The organism is Neisseria yangbaofengii (assembly GCF_014898075.1).
In the GTDB taxonomy this organism is placed as follows: Bacteria; Pseudomonadota; Gammaproteobacteria; order Burkholderiales; family Neisseriaceae; genus Neisseria; species Neisseria yangbaofengii.
The window spans coordinates 463,303-484,287 of record NZ_CP062976.1 but is presented as its reverse complement, the minus strand read 5'-3'; the positions used below and the strand labels follow the sequence as shown (position 1 = coordinate 484,287).

Sequence of the window (20,985 nt, the reverse complement as noted above, 5' to 3'; positions counted from 1 at the left end):
CCAATCAGTTTGCTGCATGGTAATCGGCATCAGCTTTTTCGAATTTTTCAATGATTTCTCGGCTAGGCTCTTTGTCCATCAGTGACACGATGTAGGTCACCAGCCAGCAAACAATAAAGCCGGGAACAATTTCGTACATGGTCGGCAAACCGGCGGCTTTGAGTGCCGGATTGGCGAATTCAGCCCATAATACCACCACAACGGCACCGGCAATCATGCCCCATAATGCGCCGTTGGCAGTCATGCGTTTCCAGAATACCGATAAGATCACCACCGGACCAAACGCGGCACCGAAGCCTGCCCATGCGTAAGATACCAAACCCAAGACTTTGCTGTCCGGATTACCGGCAATCAGAATGGCAATCACAGCCACGGCCAATACCATGATGCGGCCGACCCATACCAATTCTTTTTGTTCGGCACCAGGGCGCAGGAAGCCTTTGTAGAAGTCTTCGGTAATCGCGCTTGAGCACACCAGCAATTGGCATGACAAGGTGGACATTACCGCCGCCAAAATCGCGCTCAAAATCACGCCGGCAATCCATGGGTTGAAGAGTAATGTTGCCAAGGCGATGAATACGCGTTCGTTGTTGCCTTCCATCGCGGCCACTTGTTCAGAATGACCGCCGAAATAGGCAATACCGAAATAGCCGACGGCAACGGCACCGCCAAGACAGATAATCATCCATGTCATGCCGATGCGGCGGGCACTGGTAAGGGATTTCACATTTTCAGCCGCCATAAAGCGCGCCAAAATGTGCGGTTGGCCGAAGTAGCCCAAGCCCCATGCGGCGGTGGAAACAATGCCCAAGAAGGTGGTTCCGGCAAACAGGCTGCCGTATTCTTGGCCGGTGGTCGCGGCTACGGCTTGCACTGCCGCGCTCATTTCTTCCGCACCGCCCAAGCTCAAATACACCATCACCGGAGTCAGAATCAGGGCAAACAGCATCAGGGTTGCTTGTACGGTATCCGTCCAGCTTACCGCCAAAAAGCCGCCGATAAAGGTGTAGGCAATGGTCGCACCCGCACCCAGCCAAATGGCGGTTTCGTAGCTCATGCCTTCAAACAGGCTTTGGAACAAACGCGCACCGGCCACCACGCCCGATGCGCAGTAAATGGTGAAGAAAAACAGAATAATAATCGCGGAAATCACTTTCATCGCCTGGCCTTTGGCGCCGAAGCGGTGGAAAAAATAATCAGGCAGAGTCAAGGCGTTATTGGCATATTCAGTGTGTATGCGCAAACGGCCGGACACAAACAGCCAGTTCAGCCATGCGCCGATGGTCAGGCCGATGGCAATCCAAGCCTCGCTCAAACCGACCGCGTAAATGGCGCCCGGCAAACCCATCAGCAGCCAACCCGACATATCGGATGCACCGGCCGACATCGCCGTCACATAAGGGCCCAAGCTTCGGCCTCCGAGAATATAGTCATCGAAGTTGCGGGTAGAAAAATAAGCGGCCAAGCCAATCAGCAGCACCGCCACAAGGTATAAACCAAACGTGATATACATGGGATTCATGTTATCGCTCCTCATTTTTAGTAAACTTACTTTTGATAAGCAGATTCAGATCTGAGATTTTTTCTTCTGTTAAGAAAACAACAACTTGTCTTTATGCGATTTTCATACGCATCAAGACAAATCTGTTTCATTTACAATTAGATATATTTAAATTATATCAAGATTTGTAAATATTCGGTTTCAGCATACCGCAATTCCCGCGCCTTGCAAAGCGACAAGCCATGATTTTTTTTGATAATCGAATAAAATTTATCTGTTTTTATAAATAAAACATACAGTTAATGAAAAATTAGCCGGTTTTGTTTTTATTTTCAATATGAAACTATCTTCCTTATTTTCACCTAATTATTTGAAATAAAAAGTAATTGAACAATAGAAGCAATCTTTAATTGGAGCTTTTATATCAATCAAAGGCCGTCTGAAACAAAATGGTTTCAGACGGCCTGTCTAATCACGTGTTCAAACCAATCAAACATCTTGCCGAGCTTCGCAAGTCTTGTCCAATGCGACCCAGCTTTTGCCGCCGGGTAAGACAATTTCCGACACCAACCTATCCATATCTTTCAAATAAGCATCCGAATTCGGGCTGTTGATCATGACCACCACGACTCTGGGCTGTTCGCCCAGCCAATAGCCTGCCAGCGCGCGCACGTTTTTGAGCGTGCCGGTTTTCAAGCGCAGGTTGTCGCCGGCTTGTTTCAAACGCGTTTTCAGCGTGCCATCCACACCGGCAATCGGCAAGGTGTTGATAAACTCGTCTTTATAGCGGCTGAAATAGGCTTGTTCCAATAACTGCCCCATCATTTTCGCCGTAACCCGTTCTTTGCGTGACAAGCCCGAACCGTTTTCCAACACCAAATTGGTGGTATCCACACCGGCCATGCCCAATTCCAGTTTCACCACCGAATCGGCTCGGTGTAAGGCTTCTTGTAAATCCTTGTCCTGTCCCAGTTTTAAAAACACCGAACGCGCAATCAGATTATTGGAAAACTTATTCATATCCGCCAAAATCCCGCTTAAAGGTTTGGATTGCAAGCTGGCTAAAGTCTTGGCTTCAGACGGCGTGTCGGCGATTTTCAGGCCGTCTGAAATCGTGCCGCCGGCAGCGCGCCATTGATTGATGAAACTGCGGCGGGCAAAATCTTGCGACGTGAGCATATTCACATACAAAGTCTCGCTCAAGCAGGTTTCCGGCACATTGCCGCTGATAATCAACGCGCCGCCGCTGTAGCGGCCGCTCATATAGCGGCTGATGGATTTGCACTCGACGGCAGAAGGGATAATGGTGGTTTGATTGTCGAGCTTTATGCCGGGCAGCGGCGGATTGGTTGTCCACACAATATCGCCCAAAGGGTTGCGCTCGCCCTTCACTCCCACTACTTTATACGCCAAGCGGTTGGGATCGGGCGGTGTCATATAGATTTCAGCTTCGTCGGCAGCAAACTCCTTACTGTTTTTGATGTCGCCCCACAGGCTGCGGTCAAGCACTAATTTTCCGGCAATATTGCGGATGCCGCGATCGCGCAATTGCTGCTGTAAGGCAATCAAGCCGTCTTGATCAAGCACCGGATCGCCGCTGCCTTCCCAATAAATATCGCCGTCGAGTGTGTCACCAACAATAGGCGCCACACTCTTGAAGTTGGTCGTCCAGCGGTAATCCTTGCCCAAGGCTTGAAACGCGGCAAACGCGGTTACCAGCTTCATGGTGGAAGCCGGATTCACCGGCACGCCCGAACGGTGGTCAATCTGCACTTTGCCCGTGTCCAAATCCTGCACATACACCGAAATTTCATCGGAGCGGATTTTGCCGAAGTTTAAGGCCATCACGGGTAAAGAAAAGGTGGCGAGCATAAATATGGCGAGAGATTGGGGGAATTTCATGAAAAGGCTTTAAAAATAGTGCTGACTCATTATTATAAAACAAGGCCGTCTGAAATTCACTTTCTTCGGATATGAGGCATCTCAATATTTTCCACCCTATACCTAAACACGAAATATTGTTTTCAGACGGCCTTTTCCTTGCTCAAGCCTGAAATTTCCACATTGGTTCAAATCGTTTTATAATCAAGAAAAGCATTGTAAACCATACCGTTAATTCGATTCTCACTGACCATGACCCGCCCCTTTCAACTGCCGCTTTGGCTACGCCGCTACGACCGCCGTTGTCTGAGCCAAGACATCATGGCCGGTTTGGTTGCCGGCATCATCGTGATTCCGCAAAGCTTGGGTTATGCCGCGCTGGCGGGCTTGCCGCCGGTGTATGGTTTATACAGTGCGATTGTACCGGTATTGGTGTATGCGTGGATTGGGGCGAGTAATGTCAATGCGGTGGGTCCTGTGGCCGTGACCGCCATCATGACCGCCCATGCGCTGCAAAACTATCAACATTTGCCGCCGGAACAATATGCGCTATCGGCCGGATTCTTGGCTTTGCTGATGGGCGCATTATTGTGGCTGGCTTCGCTGTTTCGCTTGGGCTGGATTACCCGCTTTATCAGCCAAGGCGTGACCGCCGGTTTTGTGACCGGCGCATCGATTCTGATTTTTATCAGTCAAATCAAATTTTTAATCGGCATTAATCTTTCGGGCGGCACCATCATCGATTATGCCTTAGCGTTTACCAACCGCATTCACACGCTGCATTTGCCGACGCTGATGGTCGGCGCTCTGGCGTTCGGTTTGTTTTTCATCAACCGCTATTATCTCAACCGCTGGCTGGCGCATTGGCTCGCAAGGAAAACCGCCCAATTCATCGTGCGCCAGCTGCCTTTAATCATCATGATTGCAGCGGTGGCTTTTAGCTTGCTGTTGGATTTTCAACATCGCGGCATTGCCGTGGTCGAGCATGTACCGGCCAAGCTGCCGCATTTTGTACTGCCTTTTTCAGGCGGCCTGCATGATGTGTCGAACCAAGTCATTCAGCTGCTGCCCACGGCCGCCTTAATCGCGCTGATTACCTTTGTGTCCAGCAATTCCGTGGCTGCCAGTTGCGCGCGCAAGCGGCAGGAAGCCTTCGATACCAATCAGGAATTAAAAGGCTTGGGCTGGGCGAACATAATCGGTGCGTTTTTTCAAAGTTTCCCCGTGGTCGGCGGCTTTTCGCGTACGGCGGTGAATGCCGATGCCGGTGCGCAAACGCCATTGGCCGGTATCATTTCGGTCGGCGTGATGGTGGCTTTTTTATTGCTGCTGACCGACTATCTCAAACCTCTGCCCTATGCCGTGTTGGCGGCCAACATCATGGTGGCGATTATCAGCATGATGGATTGGGACACACTCAAACGCGCCGCCCGCAGCGACAAAACCGATGCCGCCGCTTTTCTGACCGCCTGTTTCGGCGTGTTGCTGTTTGGTTTGAATATCGGTTTGGTGTTGGGGATTTTGGTGTCGTTTGCCGGCTTGATTTGGCAATCGAGCCATCCGCATTTAACCATTGTCGGCCAAACTGCAGACGGCCACTTCCGCAGCATCAAGCGCTATGCCACCACGCAATACAGCAGCCTGCTAATTGTGCGCATCGATGAAAGTATGTTTTACGGCAACGCGCAGCCGATACGCTATTATTTGGAACGCACCCTAGTCGCACAACCCGACTGCAAGCATTTGATTTTAATGCTTTCTGCCGTGAACAACATCGACTTAACCGCACAAGAAATGCTGTTCTCGCTCAATCATGATTTGCAAAAGCAGCAGATTTCGCTGCACTTTGCCGATATCAAAGGCCCGTTGGCAGACAAGCTGCAGCATTCGGTAATGATAAAAAGTCTCTCCGGCAACGTTTTTGTCAGTACCGCCGAAGCGGTCAATACCCTTTTAAAAGAAGAAAGCGTATGGTCTCCGATGATTTGAATTGAATAGATAAAACCAGGCCGTCTGAATATTCAGGCGGCCTGGTTTTATCTAAAATATTTTACATATCCTGCACATCCACATCCACGCTCCAGCGGATTTTATGATCGCGGTTTTGCTGCAACACCTGCACCCACAAGCTCACCGCATGATGCAAATCCTTACGCGATGCCGATTCCAGAAAAAGCTGCGCCCGTTCACGCTCGGCCAGCCGCACCATCAGCATAGGCGCCGGGCCGAATTGGATCACGCTCTCCTGCAGCAAAGGTTGAACCACAGCTTTCATGTCGTTCAAAAAATCCATTGCCTGCGCCACATTCCGGGCATCAGCACGAATGGCCGTCCGAAAACCGAATGGCGGCATGGCAAACATTTCGCGTTCGCTCAATTCGTTGGCGGCAAAACGGCGGTAATCCTGCGCTTTCACAGCGGCGAATACGGCATGGTCGGGCAATTGCGTCTGTATCAACACCTGCCCTGCTTTGTCGGCACGCCCTGCCCGGCCGGACACCTGCATAAGCTCGGCAAACAAACGTTCGGGCGCGCGGAAATCGGAGCTGTATAGGCTGCCGTCGGCGTTCAATACAATCACCAGATTCAGCCGCGCAAAATCATGGCCTTTCGCCAGCATTTGTGTGCCGACCAAAATATCCACATCGTCGGCAGCAATGCGTTGGTACAAATCCGCCCAATCGTCTTTGTGTGACGTGCTGTCGCGATCCACGCGCACCACTTTGGCTTGCGGCAGGAAATTGCGCAACGTTTCCTCCACACGCTGCGTGCCGTGGCCGACGGCGGTCAAATCCTGATTGCCGCAATCGGGGCATTTATAAGGCACCGGCTCGCGGTGGTCGCAATGGTGGCAGCGCAATTGCCGCACGTGTTGGTGCAACACCATCTTGGCCGAGCAATTCGGGCAACCGAATATGTGGCCGCAATCGCTGCAAAACAAGGCCGGCGAAAAGCCGCGTCGGTTGAGATACACCAGCGACATGCCGCCAGCTGCAAAATTTTGCCGCAGCAATTTCAAGGCTTGCGGCGAAAAGCCATTGTCGAGTTTCAGACGGCCTACATTTAAAATCTCCACTTGCGGTAACTGCGCAGCAGTGTGGGCACGTTCGGTCAATTCGAGCAGACGGTAGGCACCGCTTTGCGCTTTGTGCCAGCTTTCCAAACTCGGCGTCGCGCTGCCTAACACAATCGGACAATCGGCCTGCTTTGCCCGCCACACCGCCAAATCACGTGCATGGTAGCGCAATTCGTTGTCTTGCTTGAACGACGAATCATGTTCTTCATCGACCACAATCAGGCCGATTTCGCTCATCGGCGTAAACACCGCCAGCCGCGTCCCAATCACCAATTTCGCCTGCCCCGACATCGCGCGCAAATAATCCTGCGTGCGTTTTCCGGCGGCAGTTCGGCTGTGCAACACGGCAGCCGGTACACCGGCAAAGCGGTTTTGCACACGCTTCAAAAGCTGCGGCGTCAAATTAATTTCAGGCAGCAAAAACAATACTTGCTTTCCCTGTGCCAACACTTGGGCAATCGCATCGAAATACACTTCGGTTTTACCGCTGCCGGTAATGCCGTAGAGCAAAAACGGCCGGAACTGCCCGAAGGCCGTCTGAATCTGCTGCGAAGCATGTTGCTGCCCGGCGTTTAACACGTGTTCGGACAGCATCAATTTTGGCGCGGCGGCATGAAACGTGTCTATCCAGCCCTGTTCTGCCCATTCGTCCGACAATTTCTCTGCTTGGGCGTGGATTTTTTTCAATGCAGGCAGCGTCAGGCCGTCTGAAAGCAACGCGTCCCACACGGCGCGTTTTTTATGGAAACGCTCGGGCGGCGGCGTTTGCGCCCTGCCGGATTCGTTTAAGCTGTAAAGCAGCGGAGGATCGGGTACTGCCGCGGGTTTGGTTTCCTTTAAGCCCTGCGGTAAAGCGGTGAACACAGCCTGCCCCAGCGGATAATGGTAATAACGCGCGGTAAATGCCAAGAGTGCGCGCCAATCTTGCGGCAGCGGCATTTCATCGGTAAAAGCCGTCTGAACGCTTTGAATCTTGCGCGCATCAATGTCGGGCGCGACATTGTTTGCCCACACCATGCCGACTTGCGGTTTATTGCGAAACGGCACCACCACGCGCGTGCCTTCCGGCAAGGCTTCGTGGTACGCATAAGTCAACAGGCCGTCCGAAAGCGGCACATTAAGGGCAATGTGATGATAAATCATGATTCAAATCAATTAGTTTGTTTTTGATGCGCCTGACGTTTCAGACGGCATGAAAAAAGCCATTTTATCAGCAAGCGATACGGCGATAAACTTATCTGCATCCTGCGCCGAGTTTTGCTACAATGCGTTTTTCACATTCTCATTCAGATCAGCATGAAATTAAAATTAATCAATACCTTACTACCATTGGCCATGCTGCCTTTGGCTGCCTGCGGCCAAACCGCCGTGACCAATAAAGGTGGGGCAGCCTCTGCCCCTGCCGCGGCCGCTTCGGCTGCCGCCCCGAAAGCCGCCGATAAAAGCGTGGCCGAATCACTGAAAACCAAGTTGGAAAAAGTGTATGAAGCGCAAGACTTGAAAGTGATGAGCGTAGGCGGAACCCCGATTCAAGGCGTGTATGAAGTGGTGGTGAGCGGCAATCAGATTATCTACACCGACGCAAAAGGCGATTACATGTTGGTCGGCGATTTGATTGATGTGAACTCGCGCGAGAGCCTGACCGACGAGCGCGCAGCGGAATTGAACAAGCTTGATTTCGACAGCCTGCCTTTGGACAAAGCGATTAAAGAAGTGCGCGGTAACGGCAAATCGAAAGTGGCTGTGTTCAGTGATCCGGATTGCCCGTTCTGCAAACGCTTGGAACATGAATTTGCCAAAATGACCGACATCACGATTTACAACTTTATGATGCCGATTGCCAGCCTACACCCTGATGCACAGCACAAAGCCGAAAATATCTGGTGCCAACCAGACGCGACCAAAGCATGGACGGAATGGATGCGCGAAGGTAAAACTCCGCCTGCCGCCAAAGCCTGCGATAATCCGGTTGCCGAAACCATGTCTTTAGGCGAGCAACTGGGCTTCACCGGTACACCGACCATCGTGTTCCCAAACGGCCGCACGCAAAGCGGTTACAGCCCTATGCCGCAACTTAAAGAAATTATTGGGAAAAACCAGAAGTAAATTGGTTTAGATACACCAAAGGCCGTCTGAATAGGCAATATTTCATCTTCAGACGGCCTTCTCCGTTAAATCAGATGCGCATCATGCCTTCACAATATCCGACAGCGGCCAGCGCGGTTTGACATTAAAGCCGGCAGCCTGTTGCCTATCTTGCAAACGCATGGCACCGGCAAAAGCAATCATCGCACCGTTATCGGTACAATAGGCCATCGGCGGGAAAAACACGTTTACCGCCTCCTCTTTCGGCTTCGGCTTGCCTTTTTCAGACGGCATGGTCACGCTCAAGCGGCCGAATTCGTCACGCAGCTTCCAGTTTGCCCCCACGCCGCCGGCCACCACCAACGTGCGGAATCCCGTATCCAACAAGGCTTTTTTGGATTTGGTAATCAATACATCAACCACCGCATCTTGAAACGCACGGCAAATGTCGTTGCGTGTTTGCTCGGAAATGTCATCGCCGCCCGTTTCTGCGCGAATCTTTTCCACCGCAGTCAATACGGCTGTTTTCAAGCCCGAAAAGCTCATTTGCAAATCATGCGAATGCAGCATCGGGCGCGGAAAGGCAAACGCATCGGGCGTACCCAATTTGGCCAACTCTGATAATTTCGCTCCGCCCGGATACGGCAAGCCCAACAGCTTGGCGGTTTTATCAAACGCTTCGCCCGCCGCGTCATCCACACTCTCGCCCAGCAAAGTGTAATCACCGATACCGCGTACCGCCATAAACTGCGTGTGCCCACCCGACACCAATAAGGCCACAAAAGGAAATTCCGGTTTTTCATCCGCCAACAACGGCGACAATAAATGCCCTTCCAAATGATGCACCGGAATCACCGGCTTATTCAGTGCAAAGGCCAAAGCATTCGCATAGCTGGAACCAGCCAGCAACGCACCGCCCAAGCCCGGCCCTTGAGTGAAAGCCACCGCATCAATATCATCATAGCTTACGCCTGCTTCCTGCAATGCGCCTTCGGTGAGCGGCACTACACGGCGGATGTGATCGCGGCTGGCCAACTCCGGCACCACGCCGCCGTATTCCGCATGCATGGCCATTTGCGTGTGCAAGTGGTGCGCCAGCAAACCGCGATCGGTGTCATACAAAGCAACACCGGTTTCATCACAAGAAGATTCGATTCCCAATACCAACATAGCTTAAGGCCGTCTGAAAAAATAATGCTGTATTTTAGCCGATTTTAATCTTGCCTGCTGCATACATTGATGAAGGCTATACTCAAAACCTGGGGCTTTGCAAAGATTTCCGATGATTTATACGCAGCAATTTGCGTAAGTTTCCTCGAGTTTTGCAAAGAGTCGTAAGTCAAGCGGCAAGAAAACCTGCCAAGGTAAAAACCGGTTTAGCCGCTTGCCGGTTTTTTCAGGCTAACGCTACAATCCGCCACATGACAAATTTAACGCCCTTGAAGAAAAGGAATCTATCATGAATAAAACCAAATCTTTGATGTTGACCGGTATTTTGGCTCTGTTTTCAGCCAGCGCGTTTGCCGCACCCGTGCCGTCCGAAATCTACAAACCTGCCGGTGCGAAAACCATCAAAGCCGACCGTCAAGGTAATGGCGAATTCGAATACGAAGCCGAGCTGTCTTCACGCCACACTTCTATTCCTGCCTTGGCCAAAAAAGTGATTGCCCATGCCAAAGACAACGGCTTCAAAGTGGTTGAATCTGAAATCAAACGCGACAATGCCGATTTGAAATTCAAACGCGGCAACCACGAATTGGATGTGTCGATTGAAGACAAAGACCACGGCCGTATCGAATACAAAGCCGATTTGGATTTAGATAAAAACTGATTGGATTTAATCCGCTTGAACGATAAAAGACCGTCTGAAATTTCAGGCGGTCTTTGTCTTATTAATGTTTGTTCATGTTTACCTAAACCAAAAGGCCGTCTGAAACACAATCCTGTTTCAGACGGCCTTTTATATTCACATAAGACTTACAGCGTGCCGTAAGCGTGCAAACCGCTCAAGAATATGTTCACGCCGATAAAGGCAAAAGCGGTCACAAACAAACCGATAATTGCCCACCATGCCAATACGCGGCCGCGCCAACCGGCCACTAAGCGCAAGTGCAGCCAGACTGCGTAGTTCAACCACACAATAAACGCCCATGTTTCTTTCGGATCCCAGCTCCAGTAGCGTCCCCACGCATCCGCCGCCCACAAGGCACCGAGAATGGTGGCAATGGTAAAGAATAAGAAACCGACGGCAATCGCCTTATACATCACTTCTTCAATCACTTGCGAAGCAGGCAGCCATGATTTTTTGCCCTTCCCTTCGCTGCGCAATGACCACACTTCCGCCACACCCAACATCGCGGCGATACAGAATGCGCCGTAGCCGATGAAGTTGGCCGGAACGTGAATCTTCATCCACCAAGACTGCAAAGCCGGAATCAAGGGCTGAATAGTGTGCGCATCACGCGAAATGCTGTACCACAACACAAAACACACCACCACCGCCATAAAGGCATAAACAAATCCGCCCAGCTTCTGCACGGCAAAACGGCCTTCGTAATACACATACATCAATCCGGTAATCACCAAGAACAAAATAAACACTTCATACAGGTTGGATACCGGAATATGACCGGCATCAGGGCGCAGCAGATAGCTTTCATACCAGCGCACCAGCAAACCGGTAAAGCCGGCAACCGCTGAAATCCAGCCGAATACCGTCCCCATGCCGAGCAAAGTATTGGTTTCCTGATGTTGGCGGTTGGCAATAATCGCACCGGCAATGTAGGCAAACAGCGCAAAAAACACAAACGCGCACTGCCACATAATCGCCGATTGGCTGCTCAGGAAATATTTCAGCAAGAAGCCGTCCGAATGCTTGATGTCGCCCGCGTACAAATTTACCGCCGAATAAGCCAAAGCCAAACACAGCACGATATACCAACGCATCGGTTTGAAAAACCAGCCCAAAAAAACGGCAATGCCCGCGCTTGTCCACAAAATCACCATTTCATAAATATCCATGTGGTGACCGATGTGGGTTTGCGCAAAATAGGCAATGGCGGCAATGACCAAAGCAAAGCCCCAATCCAAGGCATTCAGGCTGCGCATGAATGATTTGTGTGTTAAGAGCTCGTGTTCGGGCACGGTTTTATTTTGTGTGGTCATGGTTTAAATCCTTCGCCAGCTGTTGCAAACGCCGGGTGTGTTGCGGGAATTCTTTTTGTAAATCGCGCTCGTTGCGGCTGGACGACATGGCAAATCGGATACCGCCGTCTGAAAACAGCAGCCATGCGCGTTTTTCACGAATGTAGAACATGAAAATCGTGCCCAACACCAGTAAAACCGAGCCTAAATACACCAATGATGCGCCCGGCGAACGCGTCATCTGCAAGCCTGATGAGCGCACTTCGGTATAGCCGTCGAGTTGCAGCAACATCGGCGCCGGATATTCGGTCAGGCCGGTGTAGGCATCCATGCTGTGCAGCACAAAACGATTACGCGCGTCATCTTGCGGCCAAGCGGGTAACCGGTATTTTTTCAGGGTTTCGTCAACGGCGGCATTCATCACGCCAAACAGCATTTGGTAGAAATAGCCCTGCATTTTTTCCTGCTGTTCTTGCGGAATATTTTTCCTCACAAACTCATCTAAGGCCAAATAGCCGCCTTGTGCAAAAATGCTCAAGGTATTGGTCGCCGCCTGCTTAAACTGTTCACTGATTTCAGACGGCGCGCCAAGCGTGGCCTGCTGCACCACTTTGTTGCGTGCGGCTTCATCTTTCAGCAGTTCGCGCAAAGCCATAAAGGTATCGGCTTTGCCGCTTTTATCCATCGGAATACGCAGCCAGCGGTATTGTTGCGCCAAGCCCGCACGCGTGCCGGTGATAAAGAAATAGTCTTCTTCCTGCTTAATCGGCAGCATGTAGTTTTTATATTCTACGGCCTGCCCTGCACTGTCACGCAAGCGGTAGATAATTGATGGGCCGATGTTGGTGAATTTTTTGTTTTCCTGCGATACCGCGCGCACATCGTTAATCGTGCCCTGCAAACCGGCATCGGCTTTTTCAGACGGCTTACTCATGTCTTCAACATTCATTGCCGTGAACTGATCAAACTCCAATCGGTATGACGTATCGCCGATGTTAAACGGAAAATCACGCATCGACACGGCTTTCAGCTCAATCGGTTGACGGCTTGGGTCGCTCAAGCTCCACGCTTTAAATTTCAAATCCGAGCCACCATCGGCAAAGCTGGCTTGGTAAATGGTGATGCCGTGTAAGGTCAGCGGATGGTTCACACGGATGGTTTGCTCGATTTTTTCACCGGTGGCTTTGTCGGTAACTTCCAAATCACTGGCAAAGTCTTTCGGCATACCGGTATCGTAGAAATCGATGTGGAATTTTTTCAGCTTCACTTCAAACGGCAAATCCTGCACCAGCATGCCGCTGTCGGCATTGACAAACACCACGTCGGCACTCTGTCCTTCGTTGATATTAACGTTGCCGCGGAAAGACGGGTTAGCGGTACTCAACACGCTTTCCGGCTTGAAATCTTTGGCATACATGGCGTTGTTGTCCGGTACGATCCGGCCGGCCAGCATGCCGGCTTTGAGCAACAAATTACTGTCAATCAAACCGCCGATACAAATCACAATCAGCGCAATATGGGCAAAAATATAGCCCCATTTGTTCATTGCGCCTTTTTTGGCTGCAACTAAGACGGAGCCATCTTCGCGTTGCACGGTTTTAGCCGCAAAGCCCTGCACTTCCAAATAGCGCTGAGCCACTTCCGGCGAAATGTTCTGCGGCAGTTCAGTAGAATGGCGCATAGCTGCCAATGATTTTTCTTTGGTGTTTTCACGAAAGGATTTAATTTCACGCAAAAACGGCGGTACATTGCGAATCAGGCACAAACCGGTCGAAACCACCAAAAACAGCATGATGATAACAAACCAAGGCGAGGCATACACATCATACAAACCCAAGAAACCGAAAATCTGCGACCAAAACGGGCCGAATTTCACCACATAGTTAGCTTGCGGCTGATTTTGCTGCAACACCGTCCCGATAATCGAAGCCACACCCAACAAACTCAACAGCGCAACGGCAAAACGCATGGAACTCAAAAAAGCGAACCATGGCCGGCGGATAAACGGAACGGGCTTTGAAGTAGTGTTCATAAAATGTAGATTCTATACAACAACTTTAAAAACACAGTATAAATCATCTGATTCAATTAATCAGAAAATATTGATAATTATTTTAAATGATTTATGACCGTATGTACTTAAGGCCGTCTGAAATCAAATTCTTTCAGACGGCCTTATTATGCAATCGCGTAATCGTGCAGATTAATGCAGACCTTGAATGAAGTTGCCTACCGCTTCCAATTCTTCGGCCGACATGCGTTTGGCAATATCCTGCATTATGGCGTTTTCACGCTGACCGGATTGGTAAGCCTGCATTTGCGCCACGATGTAGGCTTTGTGCTGACCGCCAAGGCGCGGATAGGCGATAATATCGGTGCCGCCGCCCGGCATACCTGCGCCACTCGGGCCGTGGCATGACATACAGGCCGGTACTTTCTTATCCGCAATACCGCCACGGAAAATTTTCGCACCCAATTCCACATTTTCTTTCGGATTGGTTTCACCCGGTTTGGCTTGTTGTTTGGCATAGAAAGCAGACACATTGCGGATGTCTTGCTCAGACAAACCCATCACCAAAGGTTTCATCGCCGCAGCAGACCCGTGAATACGTTTGCCTTCTTTGATGTTCATCGTTTGTTGGAAAATATAAGCCTCGTGTTGGGCAGATACTTTCGGGTACATGGCAATACCGCTGTTACCGTCGGCAGCGTGACAAGCCGCACAAACATTGTTTGCAATTTCTTTGCCTTTTGCCACATCGGCTTTCGGCGCAGCTGTTACCGCACCGGCTGCCAAGGCCAAAGCCAATAAAGTAAATCGTTTCATGGAGTGCTCCTGAATTACAGCATTGCATAGCGAAACAATGCCTTTTTTATACTCAAATACCGGTATATATTTTTACCGGATTAAAACCGATGATTCTATAAACATGTTATTCTATACTAAATTTACATTAAATTACTACTATGAATCTCTTCCAAAACGCAAAATTCTTTACCACCGTTAATCATTTGAAAGATTTACCCGACACACCGGCCGAAATCGCCTTTGTCGGACGCAGTAATGCGGGCAAATCCAGTGCGATTAACACGCTCACCAATCATGTGCGCCTGGCTTATGTTTCCAAAACCCCTGGCCGCACGCAACACATCAATTTCTTCAAGCTGATCAATAGCAATTTTATGGTCGACCTGCCCGGCTATGGCTATGCGCAAGTGCCTGAAGCCATCCGCACGCACTGGGTGAAACTCTTGGGCGACTATTTACGGACACGCCGCCAGTTAATCGGTTTGGTGCTGATTATGGATGCCCGCCATCCGTTAAAAGCCTTGGATATTCAAATGTTGGACTTTTTCCACGCCACCGGCCGCCCAGTGCATATTTTGTTGTCAAAAGCCGACAAACTTTCTAAAAATGACCAAATCAAAACGCTGGGCGAAGTGAAAAAATCACTCAAGCCTTACATGGAGTGCCAACGCATCAGCATTCAATTATTCTCCAGCCTGAAAAAACAAGGCATTGAAGAAGTGAATAAAGTCGTCGGCGAATGGTTTTCCCGTCATGATGAAGAAATCGCCGGTATGCAACCAAACGATCAAGGCATTGTAACCGACTGTAACCCTTGCGGTATTGATAAACCGCAAATCACAGCCAAATAAATAATAAAACCAGGCCGTCTGAAACGTTTCAGACGGCCTTTTAACATCATCAGAATAATGAATCCAATTGTTTGTTGCCACCACCGTTATTGGTGTTATTCGGCGGCAACGATGCTTCTGCCGAAGCCGAACGCGGTGCTTCATTGCCTGAACGGCGCGGCGCGGCCTCACGATCGGTCGCAGTTGCCGGACGGGTATGGCGCGGCGCGGCATTACTGCGCGGTACGCTACCTCGGTTATCCAACGATAAATCGGTGCTGGTCACCTGACGCTCTTTCATGTAGTACTCACCACCTTTGGTGACTGTACCTTCCGGCGCTTTCATACCGACAACTTTAGCGCCTTTCAATGCAAATCGCATATATTCAACCCATACCGGCACTGCAATCGTACCGCCATAACCGGCCCTACCCATGCTTTTCGGTTTATCAAAACCGATGTACACCGCAGTAACCACGCTTGGATTAAAGCCGATAAACCATGCGTCTTTGTTGTCGTTGGTGGTACCGGTTTTACCGGCAATATCCGAACGACCCAAGGCATTTGCACTGCGCGCCGTACCGGAACGCACCACATCCTGCATGATTTTATACATGATGTACGCATTTCGCGGATCAATCGCCTGCGGCGCATTTTCTCCGGCCACTAAAGGCTGCATCTGCGCACGCAAACGCCCTTGACTGTCGTAAATCTTGTCAATCACATGCGCCGATACCCGGTAGCCTCCATTGGCAAATACAGCATAACCTTCCGCCATGCGCAGCGGTGTGGTTTCACCGGTACCCAGTGCCATCGACAAAGTTGGTGGAATTTCAGACGGCTTAAAGCCAAAACGCTGAATATACTGTTGCGCATAGCCCACGCCAATCGACATCAAAATACGGATAGACACCATATTCTTTGAAGCAGTCAGTGCTTGGCGCAAAGTGATGTAGCCCGAGTAACGGCCATCCGAATTTTTAGGTGTCCATACCGTGCCGTTAGGGCCTTTACCCGGCAAGGAAATCGGCGCATCGTTAATTTGAGTTGATGCAGTCATGCCTTTTGCCAGCGCAGCCGAATACACGAACGGTTTAAACGTTGAACCCGGTTGACGCATGGCTTGAGTCGCACGGTTAAACGTTTTGCTGTGGTAGTCATATCCGCCCACCAAAGCGCGTACCGCACCGGTTTTCGCGTCCAACGATACCAGCGCACCTTGTAATAACGGCTCTTGAACCACACGCCAACTATCGCCGCTGCCTTTCACGCGAATAATCGAACCGCGACGGATACGGTCGTTACCCATTTTTTTATTTTCTACCGCTCGTGCGGCAAAGCCCAATGCGCCGCTATTCAGTGTCACTTTACGGCCAGTCGGCAATTGAATCTGAATACTTTTCTTAGTCGTATCCAACACGACTGCCGGCACCATACCGTCTACGGTATAAAGTGTTGAAAGATGTTGGCTGACCGCGTCTTCCACATCATCGACTTTGGATAAGTCGATAAAATTTTCCGCACCCCGATAGCTGCTGCCACGGTCAAAGTTGCGCAAAGTACGGCGCAACGCCGCGGTTGCTGCTTTTTGATGATCGGCGCTGACGGTGGTATATACCTTAAAGCCTTGCGTGTACGCATCTTCACCATATTTTTCATACAACTCTTGACGCACCATTTCGGCCACATACAACGCACTTTGATCAATCTTCTGCACAAAACGCTCATAATGCAGCTCTTCTTTCAATGCTTTATCGCGTTGTTGCGTAGTAATCATGCCCTCTTCAAGCATGTTATTCAAAATATATGCCTGACGAATTTTGGCACGCTCCGGATTGACAATCGGATTGTATGCAGAAGGTGCTTTAGGCAAACCGGCCAATATGGTCGCCTCGGCTAAAGACAAATCTTTCACACCTTTGTTGAAATAGATTTGTGCTGCAGAAGTAAAACCATAGGAACGTTGCCCCAAATAGATTTGGTTGAAATAAAGCTCCAAAATCTGATCTTTACTCAGCGATTGTTCGATTTTATAAGCCAGCAATGCCTCATTAAATTTACGGGTAAAAGTGCGTTCGCTACTTAAATAAAAATTTTTGGCAACTTGCTGTGTGATGGTACTGGCGCCGGATTGGACACCGCCTGCCACCAAGTTACCGACAACAGCACGCGCGACGCCGATTACATCCACCCCCCAATGCTCATAAAAGCGCTTGTCTTCCGCCGCAACCACGGCATCTTTGAGAATTTTAGGGAAATCTTCAATTTTTGTAAATTCACGGCGTTCTTCGCCATATAAACCGATCACTTCGCCGTCTGAAGAATAGACCGTAAGCGGCATTTTCGGTTGGTAGTGTTGTAAAGTATCCAGCGAAGGGAGTTTCGGATAAGTGACTAAAATTGCTATTGCAATCAATCCAATACCAAAAAGCACCAATCCAAGAAGCAACCCAATGCAAGTAGTTATAATCTTTTTAATCATGACCAATTAATATTTTGCCATCAGAGGCATTAAATAAAGTAAAATAGCTAACGGTTTCTATAAAACACAGTTACCGGTGTGCAAAGAAAAGAATCCCTCACGGATATCGAAACTGTTACTCACTTCGTAATGATACAGGGAAGTCATATTATGCGCTTATCAAAAAGCACTAAAAATACAACTACAAAAACCAATAAAACACCAAGCGGGTTGGGCAACCGTGTTACTATCGGCATAGACATCAGCCAATATGCCATCAAGATGGTCCAGCTGTCAGGACGTAGTTTAAACCAAATTCAGTTGGAAAAATACGTTATCACCAAACTGCCTAAGAATATTGTTAAAGGTAACAAAATTCAAGACTACGAACAACTTGTTACTTATTTGCAACATAGTTATACCCAGCTGCGTACCTCTTGCAAAAATTTCATCGCCGCCGTTCCGCAAAGCACGGCAACCGTAGAACAAATTATCTACAATCCGAAGCACACCGATTTAGATTTGGAAGATTTTGCCGAATCCGAAGTGGCAAAAATCGGGCCGGTTGAAGAGATGAACTACGATTATCAAGTGACCGGTGCTTCTGTTTCCCCTGCTGGCCAACACATGCTGGTGGTGGCCTCACGCAAAGACGACATCGAACCACGCATTGAGATGTTTGAAAATGCAGGCATGGATTTGTCTGCCATGGATTTGGATTTATTGGCTCAGCGCAATGCTTATGCCTACTGGATCAATCACCATGCACCTGAATTGACCAATGAAAAAATCGCCGTATTCGGCATCTATGCCACCCAAATGTATGCGTTGATTATGCAAAACGGCCAGATTCTCTACAAACAAGAAACATCGGTCAGCGCAGAACAATTAAACCAATTAATCCAACGCACTTATCAAGTTACCGAAGAAAAAGCGGCGCAAATGATGGTAGCGGCAACCCAGCCGTCAGATTACCAAACCCAAATCGCCGACCGTTTCAACGTACAGGTTGCGCAAGAAGTACAACGTGTCTTGCAGTTTTACTACACCACGCAAAACACGGAAACCTTCTCAAACGTCAAACACATTTTGCTCACAGGCGGCCCCTCTCAGCAAAGCGGCTTGGCCGAAAGTATTTTCTCGCAAACCAATACGCCGACCCAATGTGTTCATCCAGTGGCCTACACTGAGCGAAGCAGCAAAGTAGATTTACCACAATTACAAATAGATGCGCCATCGTTAACCATGGCTTTCGGATTAGCTTTAAGGGGATTGTAATATGATTGAACTTATTAAAATCAACCTTCTTCCTTATCGGGAAGAGATTAGACAACGTAAAAAGCAACAGTTCAAAATATTAATGCTGACTGCCTTGCTGATTGGCTTGGGCTTATCAGCATTGGCCTATCTGAGCATTAATGGCGCCATCGACAGCCAGCAAGGCCGCAATGCATTCCTTGAGTCGGAAATCAAAAAACTGGATGACGATTTGGGTGAAATCAAAAAGCTGCAAGCAGAAAAAGAAAATTTCTTAGCCAAGAAAATCAAAGTTGAGGAATTACAGGAAAAACGTTCTCAAGCGGCATACATTATTGATACGCTGAATGTTTTGACACCTGACAATACCTATCTGACTGCTTTGGAAGCTGAGAATCCGACCACCTACAAAGTGACCGGACGTGCTATCAGCGACAACAAAATCGCCGTATTTATGCGCGCATTGCCAAGCACAGGCGTATTCTCTCAACCAGAATTGTTGAGCATCAAAAAAGTAGAAAACTATCAAGAATTTACTCTGCGTGTCTTACTGACTCAAAACACCGCTCCTGTGGCTAACCTTACCGCTTCAGAAGCTGCGCTTCAGACGACACCTGAACAGGAGGTAAAATAAATGACAGCAAAGAAATTAAAAGACATTGATGTTCAAAACCTTTACTTGCTCAGTACACCTGCCAAACTGGTTTTGGCAGCATTGGCGGTTTTAGCAATTTTGGTGATTAGCTACTTTGCCTTATTCAAAAGCCAATTGGAAACATTAGCACAACACGAAGAAACCGAAGTTAAGCTCAAGGAAACTTACACCAAAAAAAGTATTGAGGCTGCCAGCCTGAACAATCTGCAAGCTGAATTAACATCGATTCGCTCTGCATTCAATGTATTGCTCAAACAATTGCCGACTGATGCCGAGATTCCAACACTGATTCAAGAATTGCATCAGGCCGGTTCGACCAACGGTTTACGCTTAGACAGCGTGCTGCCTCAACCGTCGGTACCTGACGGCCCCATTGAAAAGCTGCCTTATGAAATCGCCATTACCGGTAAATACAACCAAATTAGTCAGTTTACCCGTGATGTCGGCGAGCTTTCACGCATTATTACTTTGGAATCCTTGAAAATTACACAATCAACGGAAGACAAAAACAGTAAAGACGGCAAAGGCGACTTACTCACATTGAGCGCAACAGCCACCACCTATAAAGCGCGTCCTGCCGAAGAAGTTGCCGCCGAACAACAAGCAGCCGAAGAAGCCAAGCAAAACGGCGACTCCGGCAAGCCACAAGAATAGAAAAGTAATATAGGGAAATCATGAAAAATACTATCTTACTCCTAGGCGTTTTCAGCCTTGCGGCATGCACCCCGACTTATGACGATTTAAGTCAATGGATGACGCAAACCCGCGCAGATGCCAAGAAACACATTATTCCTTTTGAAGAACCGACTGTGACACCGCCTAAAGCGTATATTCCGCCAAGCTATTCCGGCCCGAACGCATTTGACTCCCGCCGTCTGCAAAACTTAACCGCTAAAACCGGCAGCAATGCTCCTGACCTGCGCCGCACCAAGGAGACTTTAGAAGCATTCAGCTTAGAAAATCTTCGTTATGTCGGCAGCTTGCGCAACGGCAACCGCATTTCCGGCTTCATCCAAGCCGAAAATCATGTCTACACCGTCGTACCGGGTAATTACATTGGACAAAATTACGGTAAAATCCAACGGATTACCGAAGATAAAATCATCATTACCGAAATGGTTGAAGACAGTTACGGCAACTGGATTTACCGCACAGCCGAATTGCCTTTAAGCAGCCAATCGGACAGCAGCAACCTGCCGCAAACCGTTACACCTACAGCACAACAATCTGCACCTGTCGGCGAAAATGCTGCGCTTGTTACAAATTAATTAAGGGGGTCTCACTTT

Annotated in this window: 16 protein-coding genes; 8 read left to right on the top strand and 8 right to left on the bottom strand. The window is 49.2% G+C overall.

Annotated features, from left to right (window positions below):
• Positions 1-4: 4 nt before the first annotated feature.
• Positions 5-1,522: a sodium/proline symporter PutP gene (gene putP, locus H4O27_RS02460; RefSeq protein WP_165009786.1), complete on the bottom strand. Its 1,518-nt coding sequence runs from the start codon at positions 1,520-1,522 to the stop codon at positions 5-7.
• A 468-nt stretch (positions 1,523-1,990) separates the two neighbouring features.
• The gene (gene dacB, locus H4O27_RS02455) at positions 1,991-3,403 is read right to left on the bottom strand and encodes a D-alanyl-D-alanine carboxypeptidase/D-alanyl-D-alanine endopeptidase (RefSeq protein WP_165009788.1); all 1,413 of its coding nucleotides are present in this window, start codon (positions 3,401-3,403) and stop codon (positions 1,991-1,993) included.
• Positions 3,404-3,634: 231 nt separating this feature from the next.
• On the opposite strand from dacB, the gene H4O27_RS02450 reads away from it, so the two are divergent.
• Positions 3,635-5,371: a SulP family inorganic anion transporter gene (locus tag H4O27_RS02450; protein WP_165009790.1), complete on the top strand. Its 1,737-nt coding sequence runs from the start codon at positions 3,635-3,637 to the stop codon at positions 5,369-5,371.
• A gap of 61 nt (positions 5,372-5,432) precedes the next feature.
• On the opposite strand, the gene H4O27_RS02445 is transcribed toward H4O27_RS02450, so the two are convergent.
• A complete protein-coding gene (locus H4O27_RS02445; protein ID WP_165009792.1) occupies positions 5,433-7,601 on the bottom strand; it encodes a primosomal protein N' in 2,169 nt (722 codons plus the stop codon).
• Positions 7,602-7,754: 153 nt separating this feature from the next.
• On the opposite strand from H4O27_RS02445, the gene H4O27_RS02440 reads away from it, so the two are divergent.
• Positions 7,755-8,564 carry a DsbC family protein gene (locus H4O27_RS02440; protein WP_165009794.1) on the top strand — a complete coding sequence of 270 codons (810 nt, stop codon included), beginning with the start codon at positions 7,755-7,757 and terminating at the stop codon, positions 8,562-8,564.
• 81 nt (positions 8,565-8,645) lie between these two features.
• Here the strand turns inward: H4O27_RS02440 and tsaD are convergent, their stop codons facing one another.
• A complete protein-coding gene (gene tsaD, locus H4O27_RS02435) occupies positions 8,646-9,713 on the bottom strand; it encodes a tRNA (adenosine(37)-N6)-threonylcarbamoyltransferase complex transferase subunit TsaD (protein ID WP_165009796.1) in 1,068 nt (355 codons plus the stop codon).
• A gap of 289 nt (positions 9,714-10,002) precedes the next feature.
• Between tsaD and H4O27_RS02430 the strand changes: the two genes are divergently transcribed.
• On the top strand, positions 10,003-10,374 hold the full coding sequence (locus H4O27_RS02430; RefSeq protein WP_165009798.1) for a hypothetical protein: 372 nt from the start codon (positions 10,003-10,005) through the stop codon (positions 10,372-10,374).
• 146 nt (positions 10,375-10,520) lie between these two features.
• Here the strand turns inward: H4O27_RS02430 and ccsB are convergent, their stop codons facing one another.
• The 3 genes from ccsB to H4O27_RS02415 form a co-directional block, all read right to left on the bottom strand.
• Complete coding sequence (ccsB, locus tag H4O27_RS02425) at positions 10,521-11,708, bottom strand: c-type cytochrome biogenesis protein CcsB (protein WP_165009800.1); 1,188 nt, start codon at positions 11,706-11,708, stop codon at positions 10,521-10,523.
• Positions 11,692-13,656: a cytochrome c biogenesis protein ResB gene (locus H4O27_RS02420; RefSeq protein ID WP_165009833.1), complete on the bottom strand. Its 1,965-nt coding sequence runs from the start codon at positions 13,654-13,656 to the stop codon at positions 11,692-11,694. Before H4O27_RS02420 ends, ccsB begins: the two co-directional genes overlap by 17 nt.
• A gap of 234 nt (positions 13,657-13,890) precedes the next feature.
• On the bottom strand, positions 13,891-14,514 hold the full coding sequence (locus tag H4O27_RS02415; protein WP_165009802.1) for a c-type cytochrome: 624 nt from the start codon (positions 14,512-14,514) through the stop codon (positions 13,891-13,893).
• Between the two features lie 140 nt (positions 14,515-14,654).
• Here H4O27_RS02415 and yihA point away from each other — a divergent pair, with 140 nt between their 5' ends.
• Entirely contained in the window at positions 14,655-15,347 is a 693-nt protein-coding gene (yihA, locus tag H4O27_RS02410; protein WP_226883419.1) for a ribosome biogenesis GTP-binding protein YihA/YsxC, read from the top strand.
• 49 nt (positions 15,348-15,396) lie between these two features.
• Here the strand turns inward: yihA and H4O27_RS02405 are convergent, their stop codons facing one another.
• Positions 15,397-17,808 carry a penicillin-binding protein 1A gene (locus tag H4O27_RS02405; protein ID WP_165009804.1) on the bottom strand — a complete coding sequence of 804 codons (2,412 nt, stop codon included), beginning with the start codon at positions 17,806-17,808 and terminating at the stop codon, positions 15,397-15,399.
• 150 nt (positions 17,809-17,958) lie between these two features.
• Here H4O27_RS02405 and pilM point away from each other — a divergent pair, with 150 nt between their 5' ends.
• Genes pilM through H4O27_RS02385 form a run of 4 tightly spaced genes read left to right on the top strand, consistent with a single transcriptional unit; the run spans position 17,959 to position 20,967 of the window.
• Positions 17,959-19,065 (top strand): type IV pilus assembly protein PilM, encoded by a 1,107-nt coding sequence (gene pilM / locus H4O27_RS02400; protein WP_165009806.1) that lies wholly within the window; start codon positions 17,959-17,961, stop codon positions 19,063-19,065.
• 1 nt (position 19,066) lies between these two features.
• On the top strand, positions 19,067-19,678 hold the full coding sequence (locus H4O27_RS02395) for a PilN domain-containing protein (RefSeq protein ID WP_165009808.1): 612 nt from the start codon (positions 19,067-19,069) through the stop codon (positions 19,676-19,678).
• Positions 19,679-20,353: a type IV pilus inner membrane component PilO gene (locus H4O27_RS02390; RefSeq protein ID WP_165009810.1), complete on the top strand. Its 675-nt coding sequence runs from the start codon at positions 19,679-19,681 to the stop codon at positions 20,351-20,353.
• Positions 20,354-20,373: 20 nt separating this feature from the next.
• The gene (locus H4O27_RS02385; protein WP_165009812.1) at positions 20,374-20,967 is read left to right on the top strand and encodes a pilus assembly protein PilP; all 594 of its coding nucleotides are present in this window, start codon (positions 20,374-20,376) and stop codon (positions 20,965-20,967) included.
• Positions 20,968-20,985 lie beyond the last annotated feature (18 nt).

Excerpts from the sequence above, each read along its gene's own strand:
- H4O27_RS02390 (WP_165009810.1), top strand. The coding sequence starts at position 19,679 with ATGACAGCAAAGAAATTAAAAGACATTGATGTTCAAAACCTTTACTTG.
- H4O27_RS02395 (WP_165009808.1), top strand. The coding sequence starts at position 19,067 with ATGATTGAACTTATTAAAATCAACCTTCTTCCTTATCGGGAAGAGATT.
- putP (WP_165009786.1), bottom strand. The coding sequence starts at position 1,522 with ATGAATCCCATGTATATCACGTTTGGTTTATACCTTGTGGCGGTGCTG.
- H4O27_RS02440 (WP_165009794.1), top strand. The coding sequence starts at position 7,755 with ATGAAATTAAAATTAATCAATACCTTACTACCATTGGCCATGCTGCCT.
- H4O27_RS02445 (WP_165009792.1), bottom strand. The coding sequence starts at position 7,601 with ATGATTTATCATCACATTGCCCTTAATGTGCCGCTTTCGGACGGCCTG.
- ccsB (WP_165009800.1), bottom strand. The coding sequence starts at position 11,708 with ATGACCACACAAAATAAAACCGTGCCCGAACACGAGCTCTTAACACAC.
- tsaD (WP_165009796.1), bottom strand. The coding sequence starts at position 9,713 with ATGTTGGTATTGGGAATCGAATCTTCTTGTGATGAAACCGGTGTTGCT.
- H4O27_RS02430 (WP_165009798.1), top strand. The coding sequence starts at position 10,003 with ATGAATAAAACCAAATCTTTGATGTTGACCGGTATTTTGGCTCTGTTT.
- H4O27_RS02420 (WP_165009833.1), bottom strand. The coding sequence starts at position 13,656 with ATGCGTTTTGCCGTTGCGCTGTTGAGTTTGTTGGGTGTGGCTTCGATT.
- pilM (WP_165009806.1), top strand. The coding sequence starts at position 17,959 with ATGCGCTTATCAAAAAGCACTAAAAATACAACTACAAAAACCAATAAA.
- H4O27_RS02405 (WP_165009804.1), bottom strand. The coding sequence starts at position 17,808 with ATGATTAAAAAGATTATAACTACTTGCATTGGGTTGCTTCTTGGATTG.
- H4O27_RS02385 (WP_165009812.1), top strand. The coding sequence starts at position 20,374 with ATGAAAAATACTATCTTACTCCTAGGCGTTTTCAGCCTTGCGGCATGC.
- dacB (WP_165009788.1), bottom strand. The coding sequence starts at position 3,403 with ATGAAATTCCCCCAATCTCTCGCCATATTTATGCTCGCCACCTTTTCT.
- yihA (WP_226883419.1), top strand. The coding sequence starts at position 14,655 with ATGAATCTCTTCCAAAACGCAAAATTCTTTACCACCGTTAATCATTTG.
- H4O27_RS02415 (WP_165009802.1), bottom strand. The coding sequence starts at position 14,514 with ATGAAACGATTTACTTTATTGGCTTTGGCCTTGGCAGCCGGTGCGGTA.
- H4O27_RS02450 (WP_165009790.1), top strand. The coding sequence starts at position 3,635 with ATGACCCGCCCCTTTCAACTGCCGCTTTGGCTACGCCGCTACGACCGC.